The sequence below is a fragment of the Micromonospora sp. NPDC049101 genome (assembly GCF_040648675.1).
Lineage (GTDB): Bacteria > Actinomycetota > Actinomycetes > Mycobacteriales > Micromonosporaceae > Micromonospora.
Genome location: NZ_JBEZED010000021.1, coordinates 95,273 through 119,516 on the forward strand (window position 1 = coordinate 95,273; position 24,244 = coordinate 119,516).

The window sequence follows — 24,244 nt, forward strand, 5'->3', positions numbered from 1 at the left end:
CCCGGTGTCGGGGGCCCGAGTCGGTGCGGCGGGGCCGCCGGTGAGGCGGCTCACCAGGGACGATTGCCGACATCGGGACTAGGCTGGACGCCGTGACGACGACGACTCCCGGCCTGACGGCCGTCCGCGCCGGCCTGCTCGACTACCAGGCCGCCTGGGACGAGCAGCGGCGCCTGCACGAGGCGGTTGTCGCTGGCGAGCGCGGCGACACCGTGCTGCTGCTGGAGCACCCGAGCGTCTACACCGCGGGCAAGCGCACCGAGCCGTGGGACCGGCCCACGGACGGCACTCCGGTCGTCGACGTGGACCGCGGCGGCAAGATCACCTGGCACGGGCCGGGGCAGCTCGTCGGTTACCCGATCCTGCGGCTGCCCGACCCGGTGGACGTGGTCGCGTACGTCCGCCGCACGGAGGAGCTGCTCATCGACGTGTGCGCCGAGTTCGGGCTGACCGCCGGCCGGGTCGAGGGGCGCAGCGGTGTCTGGGTGCCCGAGGACGACCGGGGGCCGGCCCGCAAGGTGGCCGCCATCGGCATCCGGGTCGCCCGGGGCGTCACCCTGCACGGCTTCTCGATCAACTGCGACTGCGACCTGACCTCCTTCGACCGGATCGTGCCGTGCGGCATCCGGGATGCCGGGGTCACCTCGCTCACCGCCGAGTTGGGCCGCCCGATCACTGTCGCCGACGTGCTCCCGGTGGTCGAGCGCCGACTCGGCACCCTCATCGCGGCCTGACTCACGCGCCAGGGCGGGCCGTCCGCTCCCCCTGACGCGTGTAGTCCGCCCAGCGGCCGGCGACACGACGCCGAGCGGCGGGCCATCCGCTCCCCTGGCGCGTGAGTCCGCTCGGCTGACGGCGACACGACGCCGAGCGGCGGCTTCCCGCTCGACCAGTCACTGCGCGACGCCGGTGCCAGCCTGCCCGGGCTGGGCGGGCGGGCGGGGGGCGTAACCCGCGCGACTCAACGACGGCCCGGCCATCGGATTCGCACTGTCCAGGCGAACGGCAACAGCCATAGAAGACAGTGTTTTCGCAGGTAGATCGCGATTACCTATCTGACAGTCATACTGGGGTTGCCGTCTATGCCTGTTGCGACTAACGTTCCCGTCACGATGACGTCGCCTCGCATGGAGCTGTGACAGCCCGGCATGTAGCCCGTGGTCCCAGTTGCGCCAGCTCCAGCAGTGAGTGGCGACGATATCCGCGAACCCGCACATGAGGGTTGGCTGAAATAACGGGGGATAATTTGTTTGACCATGTTGCCGACGCGTTAGCGCGTGAGGATCTGATACGCCTGAGAGACAACCTTTATGTTCTCCGATTCGAGACCATGAAGGTTGCTTCCGCACTGGGCGCTGTTCAGCAGTTGATGGACGAGGGCCGCATCAGGCCCGGGGACACGCTTGTCGACAGTTCCAGTGGAATCTATGCCTACTCATTGGCGCTGGCGTGCCACAAGTTCGGTTTTAAATGCCATATCGTCGCGTCTCCCAGTGTGGACCTGACACTGAAGGCACAATTGGAGTTCCTCGGCGCGACGGTCGACCAGCCACGTGCCACGCGGGATGCCAGCCTCGATCAGGCGGAGCGCGTCCAAAGGGTGGTGGAATACGTCAAGGACCACCAGCGGGCGCACTGGATGAGCCAGTATCACGACCCGGTCCACTACGCCGGCTACCAGCCGATCGCCCACAGACTCGCGGAAAGCCTGCGCGCCGACCGGGTGACGCTGGTGACCGGAGTGGGCAGCGGGGCGTCCTCCGGTGGCCTGGCGACGGCGTTGGGTGAGGTCGGCGTCGACGTCGACCTGATCGGCGTCCAGCCCTTCGGCAGCGTGTCCTTCGGCAGCCAGGACATCAACGATCCCAAGTTCCTGATCTCCGGTCTCGGCAGTGGCATCTACTTCGGGAACATCCGTTACGCCGCCTTCCGGTCCGTGCACTGGATGGGCTTCGACTACGCCCGATCCGGCAGCGTCGACCTGCTGCGCCACCACGGCGTGTTCGCCGGCCTGTCCAGCGGAGCCGCGTACCTGACCGCGGGCTGGGCGCTGGAGCAGCGTCCGACGAGGCGCGGTGAGCCGGTCGTCTTCGTCGCCGCCGACACGGGGCACCGCTACGTACCGGAGGTCTTCGCCTCGACCGATCCGGTGGTGACCCGGGACCCGTCGCTGCCGCTGTTCATCACCCACCAGGACGACCTTCGTCTGCCCTGGTGCAGGACCGACTGGGTGCGGCACGGCACCGCCTTCTCCACGCCACAGCGGAGCCTGTGACATGACGAGGGTCGTGCTGCTGGAGGCTCTGGCTTTCGGCCTGGATCGGCTGTCCCGCGCCGCCGAGGAGCGCGGGATCGATCTGGTGCTGATGACCTTCGACCGCAAGTACTACCGGCGGCAGTTGGCCAGGCACCCCCACGTGCGGGTGGTCGACGTCGACACGTTCGACATCGACGCGATTCGCCGCGCCCTGGATGCGCTCGCCCCCGTGGACGGCCTTATCTCCAACACCGACACCTGGGCAGCGACTGCCGAAATGCTCGCCGCGGAGCGTGGTTTCGTCAACGTGCTGCGCCACGCGGACCGCCTCAGGGACAAGGTCTGGGTCCGCAACACCCTGGTGGACGCGGGGCTCAGCAAGGGCAGGGCCGCCCGCGCGACGCACTGGCTCGGCCTTCGCGAGCAGCCCTGGTCCGGGCCGCTGATCGTCAAGGACGCGGCCGGCACGGGTAGCCGTGACGTCCTGCTGGCCCGGTCCGTCGAGGACGCCGAGAAGATGATCTCGCGGCTGGTGGAGGGTGGCCTGCCGCCGGAGCGGGTGGCCGTCGAGCCCTACGCCTTCGGCCCCCTGTACAGCGCGGAAACCTACACCACCACCGCCGGGACGCTGCTCTGCGGCGTCACCAGCAGGACCATCTCGGAACTACCCGACTTCCGGGAACTCGACATGACCTATCCGGTCGGCCGCGGGACGGACTGGGAGGACCGGGTCCGCCGCTGGGTGGCGGCGGTGCTTGAGGCGATTGACCGTGGCGTCGGTCCGTCGCATGTCGAATTCGTCGACACGGGCAGCGGCTTCGAGATCGTCGAGGTGAACAGCCGGCTCGGCGGTGGCCTGATCGGCGAGAGCATCGAAATGGTGAACGGGATCAGCCCCTACCATTTGATGATCAGTCAGGCACTGGTCCCGGACCTGGGCCAGCAGCACGTCGAGCTGGCGAGGACCGCACCACAGGCGGCCGCTTTCGCGCAGGTGGACAAGCACCTGCCCCGTCCCGGACGCCTTGCTGAGATCCTCGGAGTCGAGGATCTGGCATTCTTCCCCGGCAACGTGCGCTGGCACGAGGTGTTCGGGCCGGGCACCGTCGTGGAGAACACGACAGATCAGAGCGCCAACTACGGGACGGTCACCGCTACCGGTGCCACCCCCGGCGAGGCGCTGCGCCGGGCGCATGCTGGCGCCCGTCACATTCGCCTCGTCCTCGAATAGCTGTAGCGCTCACCAACAATTACAGCGCCTCCCGTCCTGGCTTCGACAGACAAGGGGCCTCTACATTGATGCCGCCATTCCGACAGGCAAACAGGTGAAGGCAAAACTGATTCTCCTCGGCGTGACCCGACACACCGTCGAGGAGGCAACGCGTCTCGGCGCCGACGTGCTCGTGATCGACACGCCCACATTCGTCTCGATCCTGGATCTGCCCGCCGGCAGTTGCGCTCTCGCGGACGCGGATTACCTGAAACGTGGCCCCGAGTCCATCGTCGCCATCGCCCGTGCCGCAATCGGCGGAGCCGACGCCTGCCTCACGCTCACCGAGGTCGCGATGAGCCTGTCCGCCGAGGTGAACGCCCTGCTCGGTGTGCCGGACAACAGCCCCGAGGTGGTCCGCCGCACGATCGACAAGTCGCTGATGCGGGAAAGCCTGGACGAGACACCGCAGTTGCGGCTGCCCTGGCTCCGGCTCGGTTGCCAGGATGAGTTCGCGGCGTTCCTGCGCGAGGCCCGAGAGACGTACATCGTCAAGCCCGTCGCCGGCGTCGGCTCGGAGGGTGTCAAGCGCTACCAGACCGGCGACTCGCCGCCGTCCGACGGCTATCCCTATCTGGCGGAGCCGGAACTGCGCGGACGCGAGCTGTCGGTGGAGGCGTTCAGCCAGCACGGGCAGCACACGATCATTGGGCTGACCAGCACCGAGTTGGGGACGAAGGGCGACGCCACCGAGTTCGTCGCGTACGGGCACATCTTCCCCGTCGCACTCAGCCCCGCCGAGGCCCGTGCGGTCGAAGACACGGTCCGCACGTTCCTGGACGTTGTCGGCGTACGCCACGGCCTGACCCACACCGAGATCATCCTTACCGCCGACGGACCGAAAGTCCTCGAAACCCACACCCGCCACGGCGGCGGCAAGATCCGCGAGCTGGTCCAGGCAGCCCTCGGCATCGACATGGTGCGGCTGGCCCTGGCAGCCCGGCTGGGGCTGGCCCCAGCCACGCACCTCACGCCGCAGTACCACCGCGTCGCGGCGGTGCGCTTCCTGCGACCGTCGCCCGGCCGGGTGCGCGCCCACAGCGGGGTGCACCGAGCCCGATACCTGCCGCACGTCGTTCAGCTGGAGTTCCCGTGGCACGTCGGTGACGAGATCACCACGGAGGAGGTGCTCGGCGACCGACCCGCTTTTGTGATCGTCGCCGCCGACACGCAGCAACAGGTGGAAGAAGCCCTGGCCGCAGTGCAGGAGGAACTCGAATTGGTGGTGCAGGAGTGACTATCTCGGTAATCGGCATCGGCTATGGCGGGGATGTCACAAGCGAGGCACGGACCAGCCTCCAGGAGGCGGACGTCGTCATCGGGCACGAGGACTTCATCGCCTCCGTGCGGCACCTGGTGCGCGACGGCGCGGAGTGCTTCGACGTGCAGACGCTCACCGACACCACCGACAACGTCTTCGCCGCTCGGGCACGCTCCGCCCTGGACCGCGCCCAGGCCGGCGCACAGGTGGTCATCGTGTCCGGCGGGGATCCTGGCCTCCTCGGCATGGCCGGCCCGCTCATCAGCGAGTTGTCTGCCATCGCCGATGCTCGGAGCCTGCCGCGGGTGCGGGTCCTCCCCGGGCTCTCGGCCTGGCAGTACGCGTCGGCACGGTTGGGGGCGCCGTTCAACGGCGGCATCTGCGTCATCTCGCTCTGCCTCTACAGCCACACCGAGGAGAAGATCCGACGGCAGGTCGAGGGCGTTGCCGCCGCAGGGCTCGGCGTCGTCGCCTACATGCTGCGCCACAACGGTGAGGCCAAGCCGGAGCGCTACCCGACCGACGTGCCGGCCGCCGACCTGGCCCGCCGGCGCTTCCTGCTCCTGCGGGACGCGCTCCTGCGGCACCGGCCGGCGGACACACCCACCTACCTGTTCAGTGGCTTCGGGGACGACCGGGGTGACAAGCCGGAGCAGGCGCCTCTCCAGGACAGCCTGCACCTGTGGGAGCGGTCCGATGACGAGTCCGTCTTCTGCGTACCCGGCGTCGACCACGCCTCCGCCCACGGGTACATCTGGGACGTGACATGACGGACGCGGTACGACCGCCGACCGGCACCGCCGTCACCGCCCTCGAGTGCATTCGATGTGGCACCCAGCATCCGGTCGGCGACTACTCGCTGGGATGTCCCTCCTGTGCCGCGGCGGGCCACGGCTCGAACCTGTTCTGCCGTTACCCCGCCGAGGCGGTACGCCAGGACCAACTGGTGCCGTACCCGGTGGTCCCCAATCTGGGCCAGGGGCACACGCCGCTGTTCCCACTGCCCTGGCTCGACGGGGTGCTCGTCAAGAACGAGGCGGCGAATCCGACCGGATCCCACAAGGACCGGTTCGCGGCGATGGCGGTGACCCACGCGAAGGCCTCGGGCTACCAGCGTGTCGTCGTCGGATCCTCCGGCAACGCCGGGCTGGCCACGGCCGCCTTCGCCGCCGCCGTCGGCCTGCGGGCCGTGGTGGCCGGCTTCACCTGGCTGCCCGAATCGCTCGCGGGGCCGCTGCGCGGGCTCGGAGCGGACCTGCGCACCTTCGACACGGACGAGGAACGTGTCCGGTACGTCAAGGAGGCGGCCGACCGCGACGACTCGTTGGCCGTCTCCAACGTCGCCGACATCGTCATCGGCAGTAGCTGCTTCGGGATCGAGGGCTACAAGGCCATCGCCTGGGAGATAGCGGCCGACGTACCCGGCGGGGTGGACCACGTCGTGATTCCGTCGAGCCGTGGCGACCTGGCGTGGGGGATCCACCTCGGTTTCGCCCAGTGGTCGGCCCGGACGGGCGGTCCCGTGCCACGCCTTCACCTGGTCGAACCCTTCCCCAGGTTGTCCGCGGTGCTCGCCGGCCGGGACATCGCGACACGCTTCCCCGACAGCGCCGGAAGCCTCCACTCGATCGCCGGGGACAGCACGACCGTGCAGGCCCAGGCCGCGGTGACCCGTAGTGCGGGCAGCGTCGTGGTGGTGCCCGAAGACGTGGCGACCAGTTGGTACGAGCGGGCGAGCCGACACGGGCACACCTGGGAGATCAGCAGTTGCACCGTGCTGGCCGGCTACGACGACCTACGGCGACGCGACGTCATTCCGTCCGCCGATCGCACAGTACTGATCACCACCTCTCACCTATTCAAAGGGCTGTGACAGCCCCGGCAACGAGGAGACAACACCCATGAAGACGGCGAGTCTGTGGGGTGCACCCCCGAAGCGCTTCTACCACTTCCTCCGGCGGCTGACACCGGCCGCGCCGGGCGAGACGCTCACCCTGGCCGTGCTCGGTTGCGCCGACGGGAAGTTCGTGCTGCCCGCCGCCCGGCGGGGCATCAGGGTCTGGGCGGCCGACATCGACGAGATCACCCTCTTCGGCGGCTACAAGGAGGACAGCAGCGGCAGGGTGCATGTGCCGGGGCTCGCCGCCCGCCTCAAGACGGAGGGGCTGGAGGAGCTGGTCGACATCCACCACGGCAGTTTCGTCGACGCACCGCCGGAGCGTCGGTTCGACGGCGTCTTCACCAGCGGTGCGCTCCAGTACTCGAACAACATCGGCCACGACCTCGCCGACATGGTCGACCTGGTGGGCGGCTGTGTACGGCTGGGTGGGCTGCTCTACGTGGACTACATGCTCCCCTACGAGGAGAAGTACAAGGGCCGGCCCAACTGCCCGGAGGCCGGGTGGTGGAAGGAGTACTTCCACAGCCGCCCCGAGTGGCACGTGCACCACAACCGGGCGATGGCGCCCACCCTCGACCGGGCGCACCTCGACTACCCGGTCGACCACTACCACCAGTGGGGGCACGTCCTCGCCGAACGTCGCCTCGACCGCGACTAGAGCTCCGACACCTGGGTCCGGACCTGTGAGTCTCGTGGAGGAGCCCGATGCCGTGACTGTCTCTACTGTCAACAGCGAGTCGGGCCGGTGGCCCACCGGGGACGGGATCCCTGCCCTGCAGGCGATCCGCCCGCTGACCGCGCAGACGCGATGCCCCTTCGCCAGCGGAGCCAACCTCGTCGCGGCCCCGGGTTACCGAGGCGGCCCCATCGACGATCACCTGGACCGCGCGCTGGCGGACCTGACCAGCTTCACCGGTCGAGCTGAACGGGACCGACTCGACGCGTTCGTCCTCCGGTTCCCGCTCACCCTGGTGGACGCCGCCGACCTGCGCGGCCTCGGCCGCCTGACACACTCCCTCGTGCGTGCTCTCCTACGGGGCGACCCGAGCCAGCCTCGTGCGGTGGACCCGGACCTGGTCCAACAGCCTCGCTGGCGTCTGTCGTACGCGGGTATGGACTACTTCATGGCCGTCTTCGCCCCGCTCTACGGCTCCCACCACAGCAGGTACACCTTCGGCATCGCGGACCAGGTCTTCGTGCTGCTGCAACCCGACAGCTCGTTCCACCTCCGCCTCGGGCGGGACCCGAGCCGGGTGCGAAAGAGCATCCGGAAGCGCTTCGCCCGGGCCGGTCAGTCCTACGACACCCACCTGCTGGAGGCACACAAGTTCGTACTCCCCCTGGCGCATGGCGACCCACCCGTGCGGTGGTACGACATGCCAGTCCTGTGACACGTCTAATCCGAGGATGCGCTCCCCCATGGTCGTCGCCTACCTGGCCAGCCAGAACAAGATCAAGATTGAGGAGGCCCGGGAGATCATCCCCGGGATCGAGCCGCTGGACATCGAACTGACGGAGATCCAGTCACCCGATCCGGCGGTGGTCGTTCGTCACAAGCTCCACCAGGTGGCGGCCGCCGGCCTCACGAAGCCGGTCCTGGTCGAGGACACCGGGCTCTTCGTGCACCACTGGCGCACGCTGCCGGGTGCCCTCATCAAGTGGTTCGTCGAGGAACTCGGCACGGACCGGCTGTACCAGGCACTCACCGCGGAGGGACCGACGGCGGCCACCGCGGTCAGCGCGGTCGGGATCGTCTACCGCGACGAGACGGGCGTGTGGCAGGGGCAGACGACCGGACGGATCGTCCGCCCGCGCGGCGACCTCGGTGGATGGACCCCCGTCTTCGAGGTCGGCGACACCGGCATGACCCTCGGCGAGATGTCGTTCCCGGAGCGGATGCACCACACCATGCGCGCCGCGCCCCTGCGCCAGGCGGTGGCCTGGCTGGCGGAGCGACAACCCGACCGCAACCCCTCGTGAGCCCGGGTGTCCGTCCACACGGACACCACGACCTGGCTTACCGCTGCACCGCCGACCCGACCGAAGACCAGACACGGGAGACCCGTCAGTGCGAATCTGCGTATTCCTATCCGCCACCAACACCGACGAGTCCTATGCCAGCTCGGTACGGGAACTCGGCAATCTGATCAGCGGCCACGGGCACGATCTCGTCTGGGGCGGTTCCGAGGCCGGTCTGATGCAGATCCTGGCCGATGCCGTCCAGGAATCGGGCGGTCGCCTCATCGGGGTCTCCGTCGAGTCGTTGCGCTGGGTGCTGCGGCAGAAGCTCAACGAGGGGGACGAGGTGATCGTCACGGCCGATCTCGCCGCCCGCAAGGCGCTGCTGCTCGAACGCTCCGACGCCGTCCTGGTACTGCCGGGCGGCACCGGCACCCTCGACGAGGCGACGGATGTCATCGAGCTGAAGCGACACCGGGTGCACGACAAGCCCGTGGTGATCATCAACATCGGCGGCTTCTACGACGGGCTCCAGCAGCAGCTGACGCGGATGGAGGAGGACGGCTTCTTCGACCTGCCGGTGGCACAGCTCGTGCGGTTCGCACCGGACCCGGCCACGGCGATGGCCCTGATCGAGGCGACGACCGCCGACCACGTCGGCGCGAACGGTACGGCACCGCACGCGGAGCCCTCATGCCCCCGCGGTTAGCGACCCGGATGGCCCGTGCCATTCCCCCCGGCCCCGCTCGCATCCTCGTCGTCAACGCCCTGGTCGGCACCTTCGGCAGCGGCCTCTTCTACGCCGGCAACGTCATGTACTTCACGAGGGTCATCGGCCTCAGCGCCTGGGAGGTGTCGCTGGGCATCTCGATAGCCGGCGCCGCCGGCCTGGTCGCCGCCATGCCGATCGCCGCCCTCGCCGACCGGATCGGATTCCGCCCGACCCTCGTCGCGTTGCACCTCCTGCGGGCGGTCGTCTACCTCGCCTACCTCTGGGTGGACGACTTCACCGGCTTCCTCGTGCTGGTGTGCGTCATCGGAGTGGCGGACAAGGCCAGCTACCCCCTCACCCAGGCCCTCGTGGGCAGCCTGTTCGACGGCGAGGCCCGGACGAAGACGATGGCCGTCATGCGGGCGACCCAGAACATCGGCATGTCCGGTGGCGCGCTCGCCGCCGCCGCCGTGCTGACCGTGGATCTCCGCACCGGCTTCCTGCTCCTGACGGCGGCCAACGGCCTGTCGTTCGTCTTCACCGCCAGCCAGCTGTGGCGAATCCGCCCCGCCGCCGACGCGGTGGAGGCATCCGCGGCCCTTCCGGAGGTCGTCGCACCCGCCGCGCGAGTGGGCAGATGGCGACACCTCGGGCTGAGCGCCCTCAATGGCGTGCTGTCGCTGCACGACACCGTCCTGTTCGTGGCGCTGCCGTTGTGGCTGGCCAGCGACAAGGACGCACCGACGGCGATGGTGAGCATCGTCCTCGCCATCAACACCGTTCTGACCGCGGCCGGCCAGGTGTGGTGGACGAGATTCACCCGGACCGTGCCCCAGGCGGCGTGGGCAGCGGTCGCGGCCGGTGCCCTGCTGGCCGGGTCGAGCGTGACCCTGTGCTTTGTCGGCATCGCCGGACCGATCGTCACCGCTGTGCTCGTGTCGGTCGCCGCCGTGCTGCTGACCCTCGGCGAGAACCTGCACGCCGCCGCGGCCTGGGAGATCTCCTTCGCGCTGTCCCCGAGCGACGCGCGCGGCTCCTACCTGGCGATGTTCGGCCTCGGTCAGTCCGCCCGCGATGTCTGCGGACCGGCCGCGGTGACCGCGCTCGTCAGCAGCTTCGGCCCGTACGGCTGGGCTCTGCTCGGGGTCACGTTCGTCCTCGGTGGCGCCGGCTTCCGACGATCGACCCTCCGACTCGTCGAGCGGCAGCGGATCGCTCGCGAGCAGCACACCCGCGGGTCCACCGCGCCAGCCGCCCCGGCCGCTCACTAAGGAGGAATGAGTTGCACCTGCTCATCGTCGGCGCGGGCAGCGAACTCCCGCCGCGCGCCCGGGCGGCTCGTCCCGGCCTGAGGACCAGTGTGATCTGTCAGCAGCAGGCGGTGCCGTACCTGCAGGAGCCCGAGCGGATCGATCGCCTGGTCGTGCTCCCCCAGTCGGCGGCGGTGTCGGAGTGGGTGGCCGCTGCCAGATTCATCAACGACGTCGCACCCGTGACGTGGCTGGCGAACTACACCGAGTACGACACCGACAAGACGGCGGCGATCGCGCAGGCGTTGGGCGTGACGGCACCCTCGGCCGAGACGTACCGGCACATCAGCGACAAGTGTGCGATGCGCCAACGCCTGGCAGCGGCCGGGGTGGACGACACGCCAGCCGCCGTGGCACACACCGTGGAGGACATCCGCCTCTTCGGCGACCAGGCCGGTTACCCGTTGATCTGCAAGCCGCTGAGCGGCGTGGGCAGTCGCGGGGTGGTCCTCGTCCGGTCGGCTGACGAGATCGACCAGGCATTCCGACACACCACGAGCGCCGCCGAGAGTCTCGACGTCACGCAGGTGATGGTGGAGCGGTTCCACCACGGCCGGGAATTCAGCGTGGAGGCCGTCAGCGAACACGGGCGACACCTGGTGGCATGTGTGACGGAGAAACACCTGGCCAGCGGCTTTGTCGAGATCGGTCACGTGCTGCCCGCCCCGCTGTCGCCCGAGGTCCGCTCGGACATCGAGCGCACGGTCGGGGCGGCCCTCGACGCCCTCGGGGTCCAGACCGGTGTCACGCACACGGAGGTGATCGTCACGCCGGACCACGTACGAATCATCGAAACCCACCTGCGGCTGGCCGGCGACGAGATCCCGCAGATGCTTGCGCGAGTCTCGTCGATCGACCTCGCTGACGCGCTGGTTCGGCAGAGCGTGGGAATGTCCGTACTCGACGAACTGGAGGTGGCGAAGCGTCGCTTCGACACGGCACCGCTCTACGCCGCGATCTGGTACGCCGAGCCAACCGCCGACGGCGTCATCGAGTCGATCGACGGAATCGACGCGGCCCGCCTGATCCCGGACGTGCGGGACGTATCGGTGACGGTCGGTCGCGGCGACCGGATCTCGCCGCTGACCATGTCCCGTGACCGGCCCGCGTACGCGTGGGCGACGGGCACGTCGGCACGCGAGGCCCTGGACCGGGCCAGGGCGGCCGTCGGTGAACTGCGCTTCACGACCGTGGCGGACCGGCAGCGGGGAGAGTCTGCGGTGGTGGCGGGGCGATGACCACGCCGAAGGCCAGCACGCGCCGCCCGCGGAACCGTTTCGTCGGCAGGGCGTACGGCACCTTCGGAGAACTGCTGCAGGGAGTGCTACCGGAAGAGGACGGTGACTTCCTGGTCACCATGCCCATCGCGCGGTGGTCCACAGCGACCTTCCAGCGTGACCCGGAACTGCACGACGTGACGGTCTGGCCACCGCACAAGACCAAGGCCCTCACCCTGGCCCGTCTCATCGCCGCCGACCACGCGACGGGGGCGACGGGCGGCAACCTGGTTCTGCGCAGCGACATCCCCGAGGGTAAGGGGCTCGCCAGCTCGTCGGCGGACCTCGTCGCGACCGCACACGCCGTGTGCGGCGTACTCGGCATCGAGCTGACCCCGACGCAGCTCGAGGACTACCTGCGCGGCATCGAGCCGACCGACGGCGTGCTGTACCCAGGCGTGGTGGCCTTTCACCACCGCGCCGTCCGCATCCGGTCGACGCTCGGTTCGCTGCCTCCGGTGTCGGTGGTCGGCGTGGACGAGGGCGGTGAAATCGACACCCTTGAGTTCAACCGGCTCCCGAAGCCCTTCTCGCGACGAGACCAACACGAGTACGCGGACCTGCTGCACCGTCTCGGCGCCGCGGTCCGAACCGGCAACCTGACGGAGGTCGGCAGAGTCGCGACCCGCAGTGCGGAGATGAACCAGCGGCTGAGGCCGAAACGGCTGCTGGCCGCGTTGCGAGCGACCTGCCGGGACGTGGACGGCCTCGGCGTGGTGTGCGCGCACAGCGGCACCACGCTGGGCATTCTTCTCGACGGCACCGAGACGGAGTACCGCTCGAAGCTGAGGAAGACCGTCGCCGCGTGCCGCCGCCTCGCTGGCAACGCGTCCGTCTACCGGGGGCTCACGTTCGACCTGCCGGCGCCGCACGATGCGGGTGGCAGCGGGCTCCGGTGAGCGCGGGAACGGATCACCCGGACCGGCCGGGTGATCCGCTCCCACCTCAGCACCCTCAATGGGCGTTGATCCAGTTCAGGACGGCCTTGGCGGTCGTGGCGGCGTGGTCCTCCATCATCGTGAAATGGTCTCCCGGGACCTCCACGGCGTCCGTGGCAGAGGGAGCGGTCCCGCCGCCGAGAAGCTCCGCGGCCCGGATGTGGAGGGTGGGAAGGGCGGTCTGGTCCGGGGTCCAGGCGGAGAAGATCTTGGAGTACGCACCCAGTGCGGTGAGCCACACATCGTCGATCAGGCCGAGGTCCCGCTCCCGCTCGAAGAGCCCTCGAAGGATTCCCGCCTGTGCGGACGCCAGGACGGGACTGTCCGGCGCGTAGGAGTCGATCAGGACGAGGCCCGCCGGGACGAGGCCCCGCGCCTTGAGTTCAGCGGCGACGGCCTGCGCGATCCAGCCGGCCGAGGAGTACCCGACGAGCACGAATGGAGTTCCGTTCGCGACGGTCCGAACGGCGTCGGCGTGCAGGCGGGCCAGCGCGCGCACCGAGGCGGGCAGCGGGTCGCCCGCGGAGTAGCCCGGTTCCGGCAGCACCGAGACCTCGCAGACGCCCGCGAAGGGTGCCGCGAAGCGGGCGTACTGGAAGGCGCCCGACAGGGCGACCAGGGACGGAAAGCAGACCAGGTGGGGGCCGGCCGGGCCCTGAGCCAGCCGGACCGGGTCCGGGACCTTCACCTCCCTCGAGGTCTCGTCGAAGTGCGGGCGCAGCCCCGAGGCGGTCACCGCCAACTCCAGGCCCTGATCGAATCTGCCCTGCTCGCAGGCCTGGCGGAACATGACCTCAAGCGAGCCGAACGACGGCTGCGGTGCCTGCGCGGCCACGCCGTCGGACGAGAGGTCCTTGAGCAGCCGCCGGGCCAGGTCTCCCGGCGTGGGGTGGTCGAACAGGAGCGTGGCCGGAAGGCGGAGCCCGGTGGCGGCGTTGAGGCGGTTGCGCAGTTGCAGCGAGGTCAGGGAGTCGAAACCGATCTCCTTGAACCCGCTTGCGGAACGCACCTCGTCCGGATCGCCGAAGCCGAGCACGGTGGCGACCTGGTTCCGGATGAGCTGGACCAGAACGGCCTCCTGCGCGGCGGCGTCCCGGCCCAGCAGGCTGCTGCGAAGAGCCTGCGGACCGTCGGGACGCGCCACCGGTTGCTGGGCCGGCGGCACGAGGCCCCGTAGCAGGTGCGGCAGAGTCCCCTCCTCGGCCCAGGAACGCAGGGCCGGCGGGTCCATGGGAGCGGGGACCAGGACCGGGGCCGACAGGGAGAGTGCGGTGTCGAACAGGTCCAGCCCCTCCTGCGCGGACATCGCCACCGCTCCGGAGCGGACCAGGCGGGTCACGTCGTCGCCGGTCCGCTGGGCCAGGTCCTCCCACAGGCCCCAGGCCAACGACTGCGCCGGAAGCCCGGCGGCACGGCGGTGCTGTGCCAGGGCGTCCAGGAACGCGTTCGCCGCGGCATAGGCGCCCTGGCCCTGCGAGCCGAGGATTCCCGCGGCGGAGGAGAAGAGGACGAAGGTCTTCAGGTCGAGATCCGCGGTGAGCTCGTGCAGATGCCAGGCCGCGTCCGCCTTGGGCCGGAGCACCGCGTCGAGACGGGAGGGGGTCAACGCGGAGACGACGCCGTCGTCCAGGACGGCGGCGGCGTGCACCACACCGGTCAGCGGACGGGAGAGCCCCGAAATCAGGCCCCGCAGGGCCTCGCGGTCCGCGACGTCGCAGGCCACGGCCGTCACCTCGGCCCCGGTCTGCGCCAGTTCGGCCACCAGGTCCGCCACGCCGTCCGCCTCGGGGCCCTGGCGAGAGGCGAGCACCAGATGGCGCACCCCACGCTCCCGGACCAGGTGGCGGGCGAGCAGCCGTCCCAGCCCGCCCGTTCCCCCGGTGACCAGGAGGGTCCCGTCGAGATCCCACGGGCCTTCGGCGGAGCCGGAAGGCGCCACCCGGGCCAGCCGCGGCGCGCACAGCGCACCCTCCCGCACGGCCACCCGCGGCTCCCCGCAACTCGCCGCGACCGGAATCGCGCGCAACGACGCGTCGTGCCCGTCGCTGTCCACGAGGACGAAACGCCCGGGGTGCTCCGACTGGGCCGACCCGACCAGGCCCCAGAGCGCGGCCTGATCGAGACGTACACCGTCCTGCGGACGGACCACCGCCGCGCCGGACGTGACCACGACAAGCTTCGACGTGGCCAGCGCGTCCGCCGCCAGCCACACCTGGAGCTCCGCCAGCAGGCGGTGCGCGGCCGCACGGGCGGCGGCCGCCGCATTCCCGCCCGGGCCCGCGAACGCACCGGTGGACAGCACCACCGTGTCCGGGACCGGTGCGCCCTCCCGCACCGCGCCGACCAGCTCCGCGAGATCGGCGTACCGGCCGCGGCCCAGCTCCTCCAGGTGCCCCCCGGCCGTCAGTCGACCGGGCGCGACGGGAATCCAGTCGGGCTGGAAGAGGGCGTCGCGATGGCGTCCGCGCAGCTGCGCGATGTGCTCCTCGGAAATCGCACGGACGACGAGGGTGTCGACGGACAGGACCGGGGTGCCCGACTCGTCGGCCGCCACGATCGACACCGTGTCCGGGCCGACGCGGGCGAGACGCACCCGCAGACTGGTCGGGGCTGCCCCGTGCACCGACACCCCCGTCCAGGAGAAGGGGAGCCGCACCGGAGCGCCGGGGCTCACCGGGTCGGTGCCGCCCGCCGCGGCGAGTGCCTGCAGCGCGGCATCCAGCAGGGCGGGGTGCACGCTGAACCCGGCGGCGGTGCGCAGCCCCTCCGGCAGGGCCACCTCGGCGTAGACCTCGACGTTGTCGCCAGTGGTACGCCAGACGGCCTGGAGCCCCTGGAAGGCCGGTCCGTAGGTGTAGCCGGCCTCGGCGACCGCGGCGTAGAAGCCGTCGAGGTCGACCGGCTCCGCGCCCGCCGGGGGCCACTGCGTCAGGGCAGCTCCGGCCGGACCGGCAGCGCCCTTGGCCAGCACGCCCTCCGCGTGCTGGGTCCACGGCAGGTCCAGCCCCTCCGGCCGGGAGTACACGCCAAGCGTTCGGCGGCCCGACCCGTCCGCGGGACCGACCAGGACCTGCAGGCGAAGCGCACCGTCCTCGGGCAGCACCATCGGCGCGTGCAGGGCCAACTCCTCGATCAGGTCGCTGCCCGCCTCGGTGGCCGCGTGCATCGCCAGCTCGACGAAGGCGGTGCCCGGCAGCAGGACCGTGTCCCGCAGCGCGTGCCCGGCCAGCCACTGCTGGTCGGCGAGGGCGAGCCTGCCGGTGAGCAGGAGCGTGCCGGTGTCGGCCACCTCGACGGCGGCACCCAGCAGCGGATGGCCCGCGGCGTCGATGCCCGCGGACGACATGTCGCCCGGTCGCCGGGCGGGGACGTCCAGCCAGAACCGCTCCCGCTGGTAGGCATAGGTCGGCAGCTCCGTGCCACGCACGTCACCGGGGCCCAGCACGGGCTTCCAGTCGACCGGCACACCACGCACGTACGCCTCGGCGAGCGAACCCGCGAACCGTTCCCAGCCGCCCTCGTCGCGGCTCAGCGATCCCACCACGACGGTGTCCACGCCAAGGTCGGCGGCGATGGTCTGCACCCCCGTGCAGAGGGCGGGGTGGGCGCTCGACTCGACGAACATCCGGTACCCGTCGGCCAGCAGCGCCCGTACCGCCGTCTCGAAGGCGACCGGCTCGCGCATGTTCCGGAACCAGTACTCGGTGCCGAGCATCCCGCCGGTCTCCACCAGGCCGCCCGTGACCGTGGAGTAGAAGGCGACAGACGACGGGCGCGATTCGATGGGGCCGAGAAGCGCCACCAGCGGTTCACGCACCCTGTCCACGACGGGGCAGTGAGTCGCGGCCGACGCCGAGAGCACCCTGGCCTTGATCCCGTCCGCCTCGCACTCGGCGACGAATTCGTGCAGGTCAGCGAGGTCGCCCGCGACGAGCACGGCGCCCGGCGCGTTGACGGCGGCGACCACGATGCTGCCGTGCCACCGGTCCATCCGCTCCTGCGCCAGCGCTGGGGACAGCCGGACCGCCGCCATCGCGCCGAGGCCGAGCAGTTCCTCCACGAGGAGGCGGCTGCGCAGCGCCACGATGCGCGCGGCGTCCGGAAGGCTCAGCGCGCCGGCCACGCAGGCTGCCGCGATCTCCCCCTGGGAGTGGCCGACGACGGCCGCGGGCTCGACACCGTGGCTGCGCCACAGCTCGGCGAGGGAGACCATCACCGCGAACAGCACCGGCTGCATCACATCGAGGCGCTCGATGGACGGCGCGTCGGCCGCCTGCCGGATGACGTCCAGCGGAGACCAGTCGAGATACGGCGACAGGGCCGCGGCGCACTCGGCCATCCGGGCCGCGAACACCGGCGAGTCCTCCAGCAGCTCGGCCGCCATCCCCGGCCACTGCGAGCCGTGGCCGGGGAAGACGAAGACGACCCTGCCGCTCAGGTTGGCCGTGCCCTGCGCCACGTTCGGCGCGGTCGCACCCTCGGCCAGGGCACGCAGGCCGTTCCTGAAGTCCTCCGGCTCCCGGCCCAGGACCACGGCGCGGTGGTCGAACGTCGAGCGCGTCGCCAGCAGCGCCCGGCCGACCCCGACGGGATCGGCGCCGTCCAGGTCGAGGAGGCGTTCGGCCTGCGCGCGCAGCGCCCTGCCGGTCTTGGCCGTCACGATCCAGGGCAGCACGTCCTGCGCCGGGGGCTCGGCACCGGGCTCCTCCCCCTCCTCGGCCTGCTCGATGACGACGTGGGCGTTGGTGCCCGAGACGCCGAACGAGGAGACACCCGCGCGGCGCGGTCGCCCGGTCTCCGGCCACGGCCGGGCCTCGGTCAACAGCTTCACCGCGCCCGAGGACCAGTCGATGTGCGGGGACGGCTCATCCACGTGCAGCGTCTTGGGGAGCAGCCCGTGCCGGATCGCCAGCACCATTTTGATCACGCCGGCCACGCCTGCGGCTCCCTGGGTGTGGCCGATGTTCGACTTGAGCGAACCGAGCCAGAGCGGGGCGTCCTCCGGTCGGCCCTGACCGTAGGTCGCCAGGAGAGCCTGGGCCTCGATCGGGTCGCCGAGGGTCGTACCCGTGCCGTGGGCCTCGACCGCGTCCACGTCGCGGACCGTCAGGCCGCCGTCGGCCAGTGCCTGCCGGATCACCCGCTGCTGCGAAGGCCCGTTCGGAGCGGTCAGTCCGTTACTGGCCCCATCCTGGTTCGTGGCCGTGCCGCGGACCACCGCGAGGATCCGACGGCCGTTACGGCGCGCGTCGGACAGCCGCTCGACCAGCAGCATTCCCACACCTTCGGAGAAGCCCGCCCCGTCGGCGGCGGCGGCGAACGACTTGCTGCGGCCGTCCCTGGCAAGCCCACGCTGGCGACTGAGCTCCCGGAACAGGGACGGCTGGGACATGATGGTGGTCCCGCCGGCCAACGCCATCGTGCAGTCCCCCTGACGCAGTGCCTGGGCCGCGAGGTGCAGGGCCACCAGCGAGGAGGAGCAGGCCGTGTCGACGGTGATCGCGGGGCCTTCGAGACCGAAGGTGTAGGAGATCCGGCCGGATGCCACGCTGGCCGCGCTGCCATTGCCGAGGTAACCCTCGAAACCCTCCATTCCGGACGGCATCCGCGTGCCGTAGTCGTTGTACATGACTCCGGCGAACACTCCGGTCCTGCTGCCCCGCACCGCGGCGGGGTCGATGCCGGCCCGTTCGAAAGCCTCCCACGAGGTCTCCAGAAGCAGCCGCTGCTGTGGGTCCATCGACAGCGCCTCGCGTGGCGAGATGCCGAAGAACGAGGCGTCGAAGTCGGCCGCGTCGTGCAGGAAGCCACCCTCGGTGGCATACGACTTGCCGTACGCCTCCGGGTCGGGGTCGAAGAGGTCGTCGGGCCAGCCGCGGTCGGTGGGGAAGGTCGTGATCGCGTCACCGCCGGCCAGCAGCAGGCCCCACAGGTCTTCGGGTGAGGCCACCCCGCCGGGGAACCGGCAGGCCATCCCCACGATCGCGATGGGTTCGTCGACCGCCGCGCCGGCCGCGAGCGGTGCCACCGGCGACGCGGCGGCCAGGCCGGAGGCCCGCTCTGCCAGGTAGCCAGCCAACACGGCCGGGGTCGGATAGTCGAACACCAGCGTGGCCGGCAACTGGAGGCCGAGGAGTCCGCCGAGCCGGTTTCTGAACTCCACGGCGGTCAGTGAGTCGAACCCGACGTCCCGGAAGGCGCGGTCCGACCCGATCGCGTCCGGCGTCACGTGGCCGAGCACCGTGGCCGCGCTCCCCCGGACGATGTCCAGAAGCTCACCCGCCCGCTCCGCTTCTGGCAGACCCGCCAGGCGCCGTAGCAGGGCGTTGTCCGCGGTGCCCGGACCGGAGACGGCAGTGCGCCGGACCACGCCGCCGACCAGCCCCCGGAACATCGCCGGCACCATGCCCGGCACGGCCTGGGCCCGCAGGGCGGCCAGGTTGAGCGGGGCCACGACCAGGACAGCGTCCCCCGTGGCGGTGGCCTCGTCGAACAGCGCCACACCCTCTGCGGACGACATCGGCACCATGCCCAGCCGGCTGAAGCGTGACAGGTCGGCCTCTCCCAGACTCTCGGTGAGACCGCTGGCCTCCTCCCAGTAGCCCCAGGCCAGCGACTGGGCGGCCAGGCCCCGGGCCCGACGGGCCTGCGCCAGAGCGTCGAGGAACGTGTTGCCCGCCGCGTAGTTGGCCTGGCCGATGCTGCCGAAGACACCGGCGGCCGAGGAGAACAGCACGAAGGCGGCCAGATCGTGGTCGGCGGTGAGCTCGTGCAGGTGCCACGCGCCGTCGACCTTGGGACGCAGGACCTTCTCCAGGCGCTCGGCCGTCAACGCCTCGACCACCCCGTCGTCCAGCGCACCGGCCGCGTGCACCACGGCGGTCAGCGGATGCGCGGCCGGGACGGCGGCGAGGAGTTCCTCGACCGCCGCGCGGTCGGCCACGTCGCAGGCCGTCACCGTGACCTCGGCGCCGAGCGCCGACAGCTCCCGTACGAGATCCGCCGAGCCCGCCGCGGCCAGGCCCTGCCTACTGGTCAGCAGGAGGTGCCGCGCGCCCCGTGTGGTCACGAGATGCCGGGCGAGCACCCCACCGAGGGTCCCGGTGCCGCCGGTGATCAGGACGGTCCCCTCCGGATCCCAGGCGCGCTGCGCGCTCTCGCCGGACGGCGGGGCGGAACGCACCAGCCCCGGGACGAGCAGCGTCCCACCCCGGACGGCCAGTTGCGGCTCACCGGAGGCGACCGCACGCTCGAGCGCCGCCAGCGACTCCTCCCGGTCGTCCAGGTCGACGAGCGCGATGCGGTCGGGATGCTCCAGCTGCGCGGCCCGCACCAGACCCCAGATCGCGGCGTGCGACAGGTCCCCGACCTGCTCGTCCGGCCTCGCCACCAGCGCGCCCCGAGTCACGAAGACCAGCCGCGAGGAGTCCAGGTGTGGGTCCTTCAGCCACCCCTGCAGCAGCCGGAGCGCGGTGCGGACGGCCCGGCGAGTGGTTCCCGGCACGTCTGCCGAGCCCGCGGGGAAGGTGGCCAGCACCACGCCCGGCGGTACGGAGCCCGAGGCCAGCGCGAAAGCCAGACCGCCCAGGTTCGGGTAGCGCTTGACCTCGGTGCCGTCCCGTCCCAGCGAGTCGGGGCCCACCATGGCCCACAGGTTCGGGGCAACGGTTTCCTGCGCCGGGGGCAGCGCGGTCCAGTCGATCCGGAACAGCGCGTCCACGCGGCCGGGTCGACCGGCCGCGAGTTGGTCGGGAGTGATCGGCCGGGTCACCAGGGAGACGGCGGACAGCACCTGCGCGCCGGTGTCGTCCGCGACGGTCAGCGCCAGCTCGTCCGGACCGCCCGAGCGCAGCGCCACCCGCAGCCGGGAGGCCCCGGTGCGGTGCAGAACCACGCCGCGCCAGGAGAAGGGCAGCCGGAGTTCGTCGGTCGCGGACCCGCCCAGCCCCACGGCGTGCAGGGCGGCGTCCAGCAGCGCCGGATGCAGCCCGAACCGGCCGGCGGTGCGCTCCTCCTCCTCGTCCAGGGCGACCTCGGCGAACACCTCGTCGTCGCGCCGCCAGGCGGACGTCAGGCCCTGGAAGGCCCGACCGTACTCGTAGCCCGCTGCGGCGGCAGCGTCATAGAAACCCGCGACGTCCAGTGGCACCGCGTCGGCGGGGGGCCAGTCCGCCAGGGCGGGCCGCGCGGACGGTGCTCCCCCGGTGGCCAGGACGGCGCCGGCGTGGCGGGTCCACGGCACGTCCTCCGGGACACCGTCCGGGCGGGAGTGGACCGCGAGACTCCGCCGGCCGAGATCATCGGCCTCACCCACGGTCAACTGGAGCCGGACCGCACCCTGCACCGGGATCAGGAGCGGGGCCTCAAGCGTGATCTCCTCGATGAGATCACAGCCCACCTGGTCTCCCGCCCGGAAGGCGAGCTCGACGAACGCCGTGCCGGGGAGCAGGACGGTGCCGTGCACGGAGTGGTCGGCCAGCCAGGGGTGGCTGTTCAGCGACAGCCGTCCGGAGAAGAGGAAGGAGTCGCCGTTCGCCAGGCTGGTGACCGCACCCAGCAACGGGTGGTCCGCGCTCGCGAGGCCGGCCGCCGAGACATCGCCGGCGCCGGCGCCCCGCTCGGTGAGCCAGTAGGACTGGCGTTGGAAGGGGTAGGTGGGCAAATCCACCCGCCCGGCACCCACACCCTCGAAAACCACCCCCCAATCCACCTCAACACCCCGAACATAAACCTCACCCAACGACATCAACAACCGCCGCAAACCCCCATCACCCCTACGCAACGACCCCACCACAACCACCGACTGACCACACTCATCCACCGTCTCCTGCAACGCCGGCACCAACACCGGATGCGGACTAACCTCCACCAACGCCCGATGCCCATCACCCACCAAACCCCGAACCCGATCCTCCAACAACACCGTCTCCCGCAAATTCCGAACCCAATACTCAGCACCCAACTCCGCCGTATCCAACAAACCACCAGTCACCGTCGAATGAAACGGAACCCCACCCGAAACCGGCACCACCGACCCCAACACCACAAGCAACCGCTCCCGCACCCCATCCACCTGCACCGAATGCGACGCAAAAACCACCGTAACCCACCGCAACCCAACCCCACCAGCCACACACTCAGCCACCAACTCCACCAACGCACCACGCTCACCCGACACCACCTTCGACCGCGGACCATTCACCGCCGCAACCGACACCACACCCCCCCACCGCACCAACCGACCCCGCATCTCCCACAACTACAAACACACCGACACCATCGCACCCAACCCCGCCAACGACTCCCCAATCACCCGACTCCGCAACGCCACCACCCGCGCACCATCCTCCAACGACAAACCACCAGCCACCACCGCCGCCGCAATCTCACCCTGGCTATGCCCCACCACCGCAGCAGGCCGCACACCAAACGAAACCCACACCTCCGCCAACGACACCATCACCGCCCACAACACCGGCTGCACCACATCAACCCGCTCCAACGACGGCGCCCCCTCAACACCACGAAGCACATCAAACAACGACCACCCCGTAAACGGCACAAGCGCCGCCGCACACTCCGCCATCCGCCCCGCAAAAACCCCCGACTCCCCCAACAACTCCACCGCCATACCCACCCACTGCGACCCCTGCCCAGGAAACACAAAAACGGCACCAGTGGGTTGGTTTCCGCCGCCCGCCACGACACCGTGACCGTCGCGGCCGTCGGCCAGCAGGTCGAGACCGCGCAGGAGCGCGTCCCGGTCCTGCCCGATGACGACGGCGCGGTGACCGAACGTGTGCCGCCCGGCCAGGGCGGCACCGACGGCCATCCGGTCCAGCTCCGGGCGGGCCTCCACATGAGTCTTGATCTGTGCGGCCTGGGCCCGCAGGGCCGTGGCGTCATGGGCCGAGAGCACCCACGGGAGCACGCTCGGGGCGGGCCGGTGGGCGGGCTCCTCGCCTTCGGGCGGTGGCGCCTGCTCGAGAATGACGTGCGCGTTGGTGCCACTGATGCCGAACGACGAGACGCCCGCGCGGCGCGGGCGACCCGTCTCGGGCCAGGGTCGGGGCTCGGTCAGCAGCTCGACCCCGCCGGACGACCAGTCGACGTGCGGCGTGGGCTCGTCCACGTGCAGGGTCTTCGGCAGCACGCCGTGCCGCAGCGCCATGACCATCTTGATCAGGCCGCCGACTCCGGCGGCGGCCTGGGTGTGCCCGATGTTCGACTTCAGCGACCCCAGCCAGACCCGGTCCTCCCGTGGCCGCTCCCTGCCGTAGGCGGCGAGCAGTGCCTCCGCCTCGATCGGATCGCCGAGCCGGGTGCCGGTGCCGTGCGCCTCCAGGGCGTCGATCTCGGCGGGGGTGAGCCGGGCGTTCGCCAGGGCCTGGCGGATCACGTCCTCCTGGGCCGGGCCGTGCGGGGCGGTCAGCCCGTTACTGGCGCCGTCCTGGTTGATGGCACTGCCCTTGACCACCGCGAGCACCCGGTGCCCGTTGCGCCGCGCGTCCGAGAGCCGCTCCAGCAGCACGAGGCCGACGCCCTCGGCGAGTCCGGTGCCGTCGGCGGCGGCCGCGAACGCCTTGCACCGGCCGTCGGCGGCGAGGCCCTGCTGGCGGCTGAACTCCGCGAACACCTCCGGCGACGACATGATCATGGCGCCACCGACCAGGGCCAGCTCGCACTCCCCCCGGCGCAGGGACTGGCCGGCGAGGTGGAGAGCCACCAGCGAGGACGAGCACGCCGTGTCGACGGTGACCGCCGGGCCGGCCAGTCCAAAGGTGTACGCGAGGCGCCCGGAGGCGACACTTGCGGCACTTCCGGTGAGCAGGTACCCCTCGACGTCCTCGGGGACCGAGTGCAGGTTCGCCGAGTACCCCTGGAAGGAGGCGCCGACGAACGTGCCGGTCCGGCTGTCGCGCAGCGACGCGGGGTCGATGCCGGCCCGCTCCCAGACCTCCCAGGCCACCTCCAGCAGGAGTCTCTGCTGTGGATCCATGCCCAGCGCCTCGCGCGGCGAGATGCCGAAGACGGCCGGATCGAACTCGGCGGCGTCGTAGACGAAGCCGCCCTGGGCTACTGCCGGCTGGCCGTCGGGGGCGGGCGTGCGGATGCTGTCCACGTCCCAGCCGCGGTCCACCGGGAAGTCGGCGATCGCGTCGCCGCCGGAGTGGACCAGCTCCCACAGATCCTCCGGCGACCGGACCCCGCCCGGATACCTGCAGGCCATCCCCACGATCGCCAGGGGCTCGTGCGCCCCGTCCTCGATCTCGCGGAGCCGGCGGCGCGCCTGGCGCAGATCGGCGGTCGCGCGCTTGAGATAGTCGGTGAGCTGCTCGTCGGTCGCCATATCGCCCTCG

General features: G+C 70.9%; 14 protein-coding genes and 1 pseudogene. 13 read left to right on the forward strand and 2 right to left on the reverse strand.

Annotated elements, in window-relative coordinates; genetic code table 11:
* The first annotated feature begins 92 nt into the window (after positions 1–92).
* From lipB to AB0B57_RS26005, 13 genes are all read left to right on the forward strand, one after another.
* A complete protein-coding gene (lipB, locus tag AB0B57_RS25945) occupies positions 93–734 on the forward strand; it encodes a lipoyl(octanoyl) transferase LipB (RefSeq protein WP_357074913.1) in 642 nt (213 codons plus the stop codon).
* Positions 735–1,330: 596 nt separating this feature from the next.
* Entirely contained in the window at positions 1,331–2,275 is a 945-nt protein-coding gene (locus AB0B57_RS25950) for a pyridoxal-phosphate dependent enzyme (RefSeq protein ID WP_357074916.1), read from the forward strand.
* Position 2,276: 1 nt separating this feature from the next.
* Positions 2,277–3,488 carry a hypothetical protein gene (locus AB0B57_RS25955; RefSeq protein WP_357074919.1) on the forward strand — a complete coding sequence of 404 codons (1,212 nt, stop codon included), beginning with the start codon at positions 2,277–2,279 and terminating at the stop codon, positions 3,486–3,488.
* A 121-nt stretch (positions 3,489–3,609) separates the two neighbouring features.
* Positions 3,610–4,764, forward strand: a complete 1,155-nt coding sequence (locus AB0B57_RS25960; protein WP_357074922.1) for an ATP-grasp domain-containing protein — start codon at positions 3,610–3,612, stop codon at positions 4,762–4,764.
* Complete coding sequence (locus AB0B57_RS25965) at positions 4,761–5,558, forward strand: SAM-dependent methyltransferase (protein WP_357074925.1); 798 nt, start codon at positions 4,761–4,763, stop codon at positions 5,556–5,558. Before AB0B57_RS25960 ends, AB0B57_RS25965 begins: the two co-directional genes overlap by 4 nt.
* Positions 5,555–6,661, forward strand: coding sequence for a pyridoxal-phosphate dependent enzyme (locus AB0B57_RS25970; RefSeq protein ID WP_357074927.1), 1,107 nt, complete (start codon positions 5,555–5,557; stop codon positions 6,659–6,661). Before AB0B57_RS25965 ends, AB0B57_RS25970 begins: the two co-directional genes overlap by 4 nt.
* Positions 6,662–6,689: 28 nt before the next feature.
* Positions 6,690–7,346, forward strand: a complete 657-nt coding sequence (locus AB0B57_RS25975; protein WP_357074930.1) for a class I SAM-dependent methyltransferase — start codon at positions 6,690–6,692, stop codon at positions 7,344–7,346.
* Between the two features lie 52 nt (positions 7,347–7,398).
* Positions 7,399–8,079 carry a YqcI/YcgG family protein gene (locus AB0B57_RS25980; protein ID WP_357074933.1) on the forward strand — a complete coding sequence of 227 codons (681 nt, stop codon included), beginning with the start codon at positions 7,399–7,401 and terminating at the stop codon, positions 8,077–8,079.
* 16 nt (positions 8,080–8,095) lie between these two features.
* Positions 8,096–8,668 (forward strand): non-canonical purine NTP pyrophosphatase, encoded by a 573-nt coding sequence (locus AB0B57_RS25985; protein ID WP_357074936.1) that lies wholly within the window; start codon positions 8,096–8,098, stop codon positions 8,666–8,668.
* A gap of 88 nt (positions 8,669–8,756) precedes the next feature.
* Positions 8,757–9,356 (forward strand): TIGR00730 family Rossman fold protein, encoded by a 600-nt coding sequence (locus AB0B57_RS25990; RefSeq protein ID WP_357074939.1) that lies wholly within the window; start codon positions 8,757–8,759, stop codon positions 9,354–9,356.
* Positions 9,341–10,630, forward strand: coding sequence for an MFS transporter (locus AB0B57_RS25995; protein WP_357074942.1), 1,290 nt, complete (start codon positions 9,341–9,343; stop codon positions 10,628–10,630). Before AB0B57_RS25990 ends, AB0B57_RS25995 begins: the two co-directional genes overlap by 16 nt.
* Positions 10,631–10,641: 11 nt before the next feature.
* Positions 10,642–11,907 (forward strand): ATP-grasp domain-containing protein, encoded by a 1,266-nt coding sequence (locus AB0B57_RS26000; protein WP_357074945.1) that lies wholly within the window; start codon positions 10,642–10,644, stop codon positions 11,905–11,907.
* On the forward strand, positions 11,904–12,845 hold the full coding sequence (locus AB0B57_RS26005; RefSeq protein WP_357074948.1) for a kinase: 942 nt from the start codon (positions 11,904–11,906) through the stop codon (positions 12,843–12,845). Before AB0B57_RS26000 ends, AB0B57_RS26005 begins: the two co-directional genes overlap by 4 nt.
* 55 nt (positions 12,846–12,900) lie before the next feature.
* Here AB0B57_RS26005 and AB0B57_RS26010 read toward each other — a convergent pair whose 3' ends face one another.
* Together AB0B57_RS26010 and AB0B57_RS26015 are read right to left on the reverse strand one after the other, a co-directional pair.
* Positions 12,901–21,582 carry an SDR family NAD(P)-dependent oxidoreductase gene (locus tag AB0B57_RS26010; RefSeq protein ID WP_357074979.1) on the reverse strand — a complete coding sequence of 2,894 codons (8,682 nt, stop codon included), beginning with the start codon at positions 21,580–21,582 and terminating at the stop codon, positions 12,901–12,903.
* A gap of 72 nt (positions 21,583–21,654) precedes the next feature.
* Positions 21,655–24,234: pseudogene (locus AB0B57_RS26015) on the reverse strand (type I polyketide synthase); the annotation flags it as partial.
* Positions 24,235–24,244: the final 10 nt, after the last annotated feature.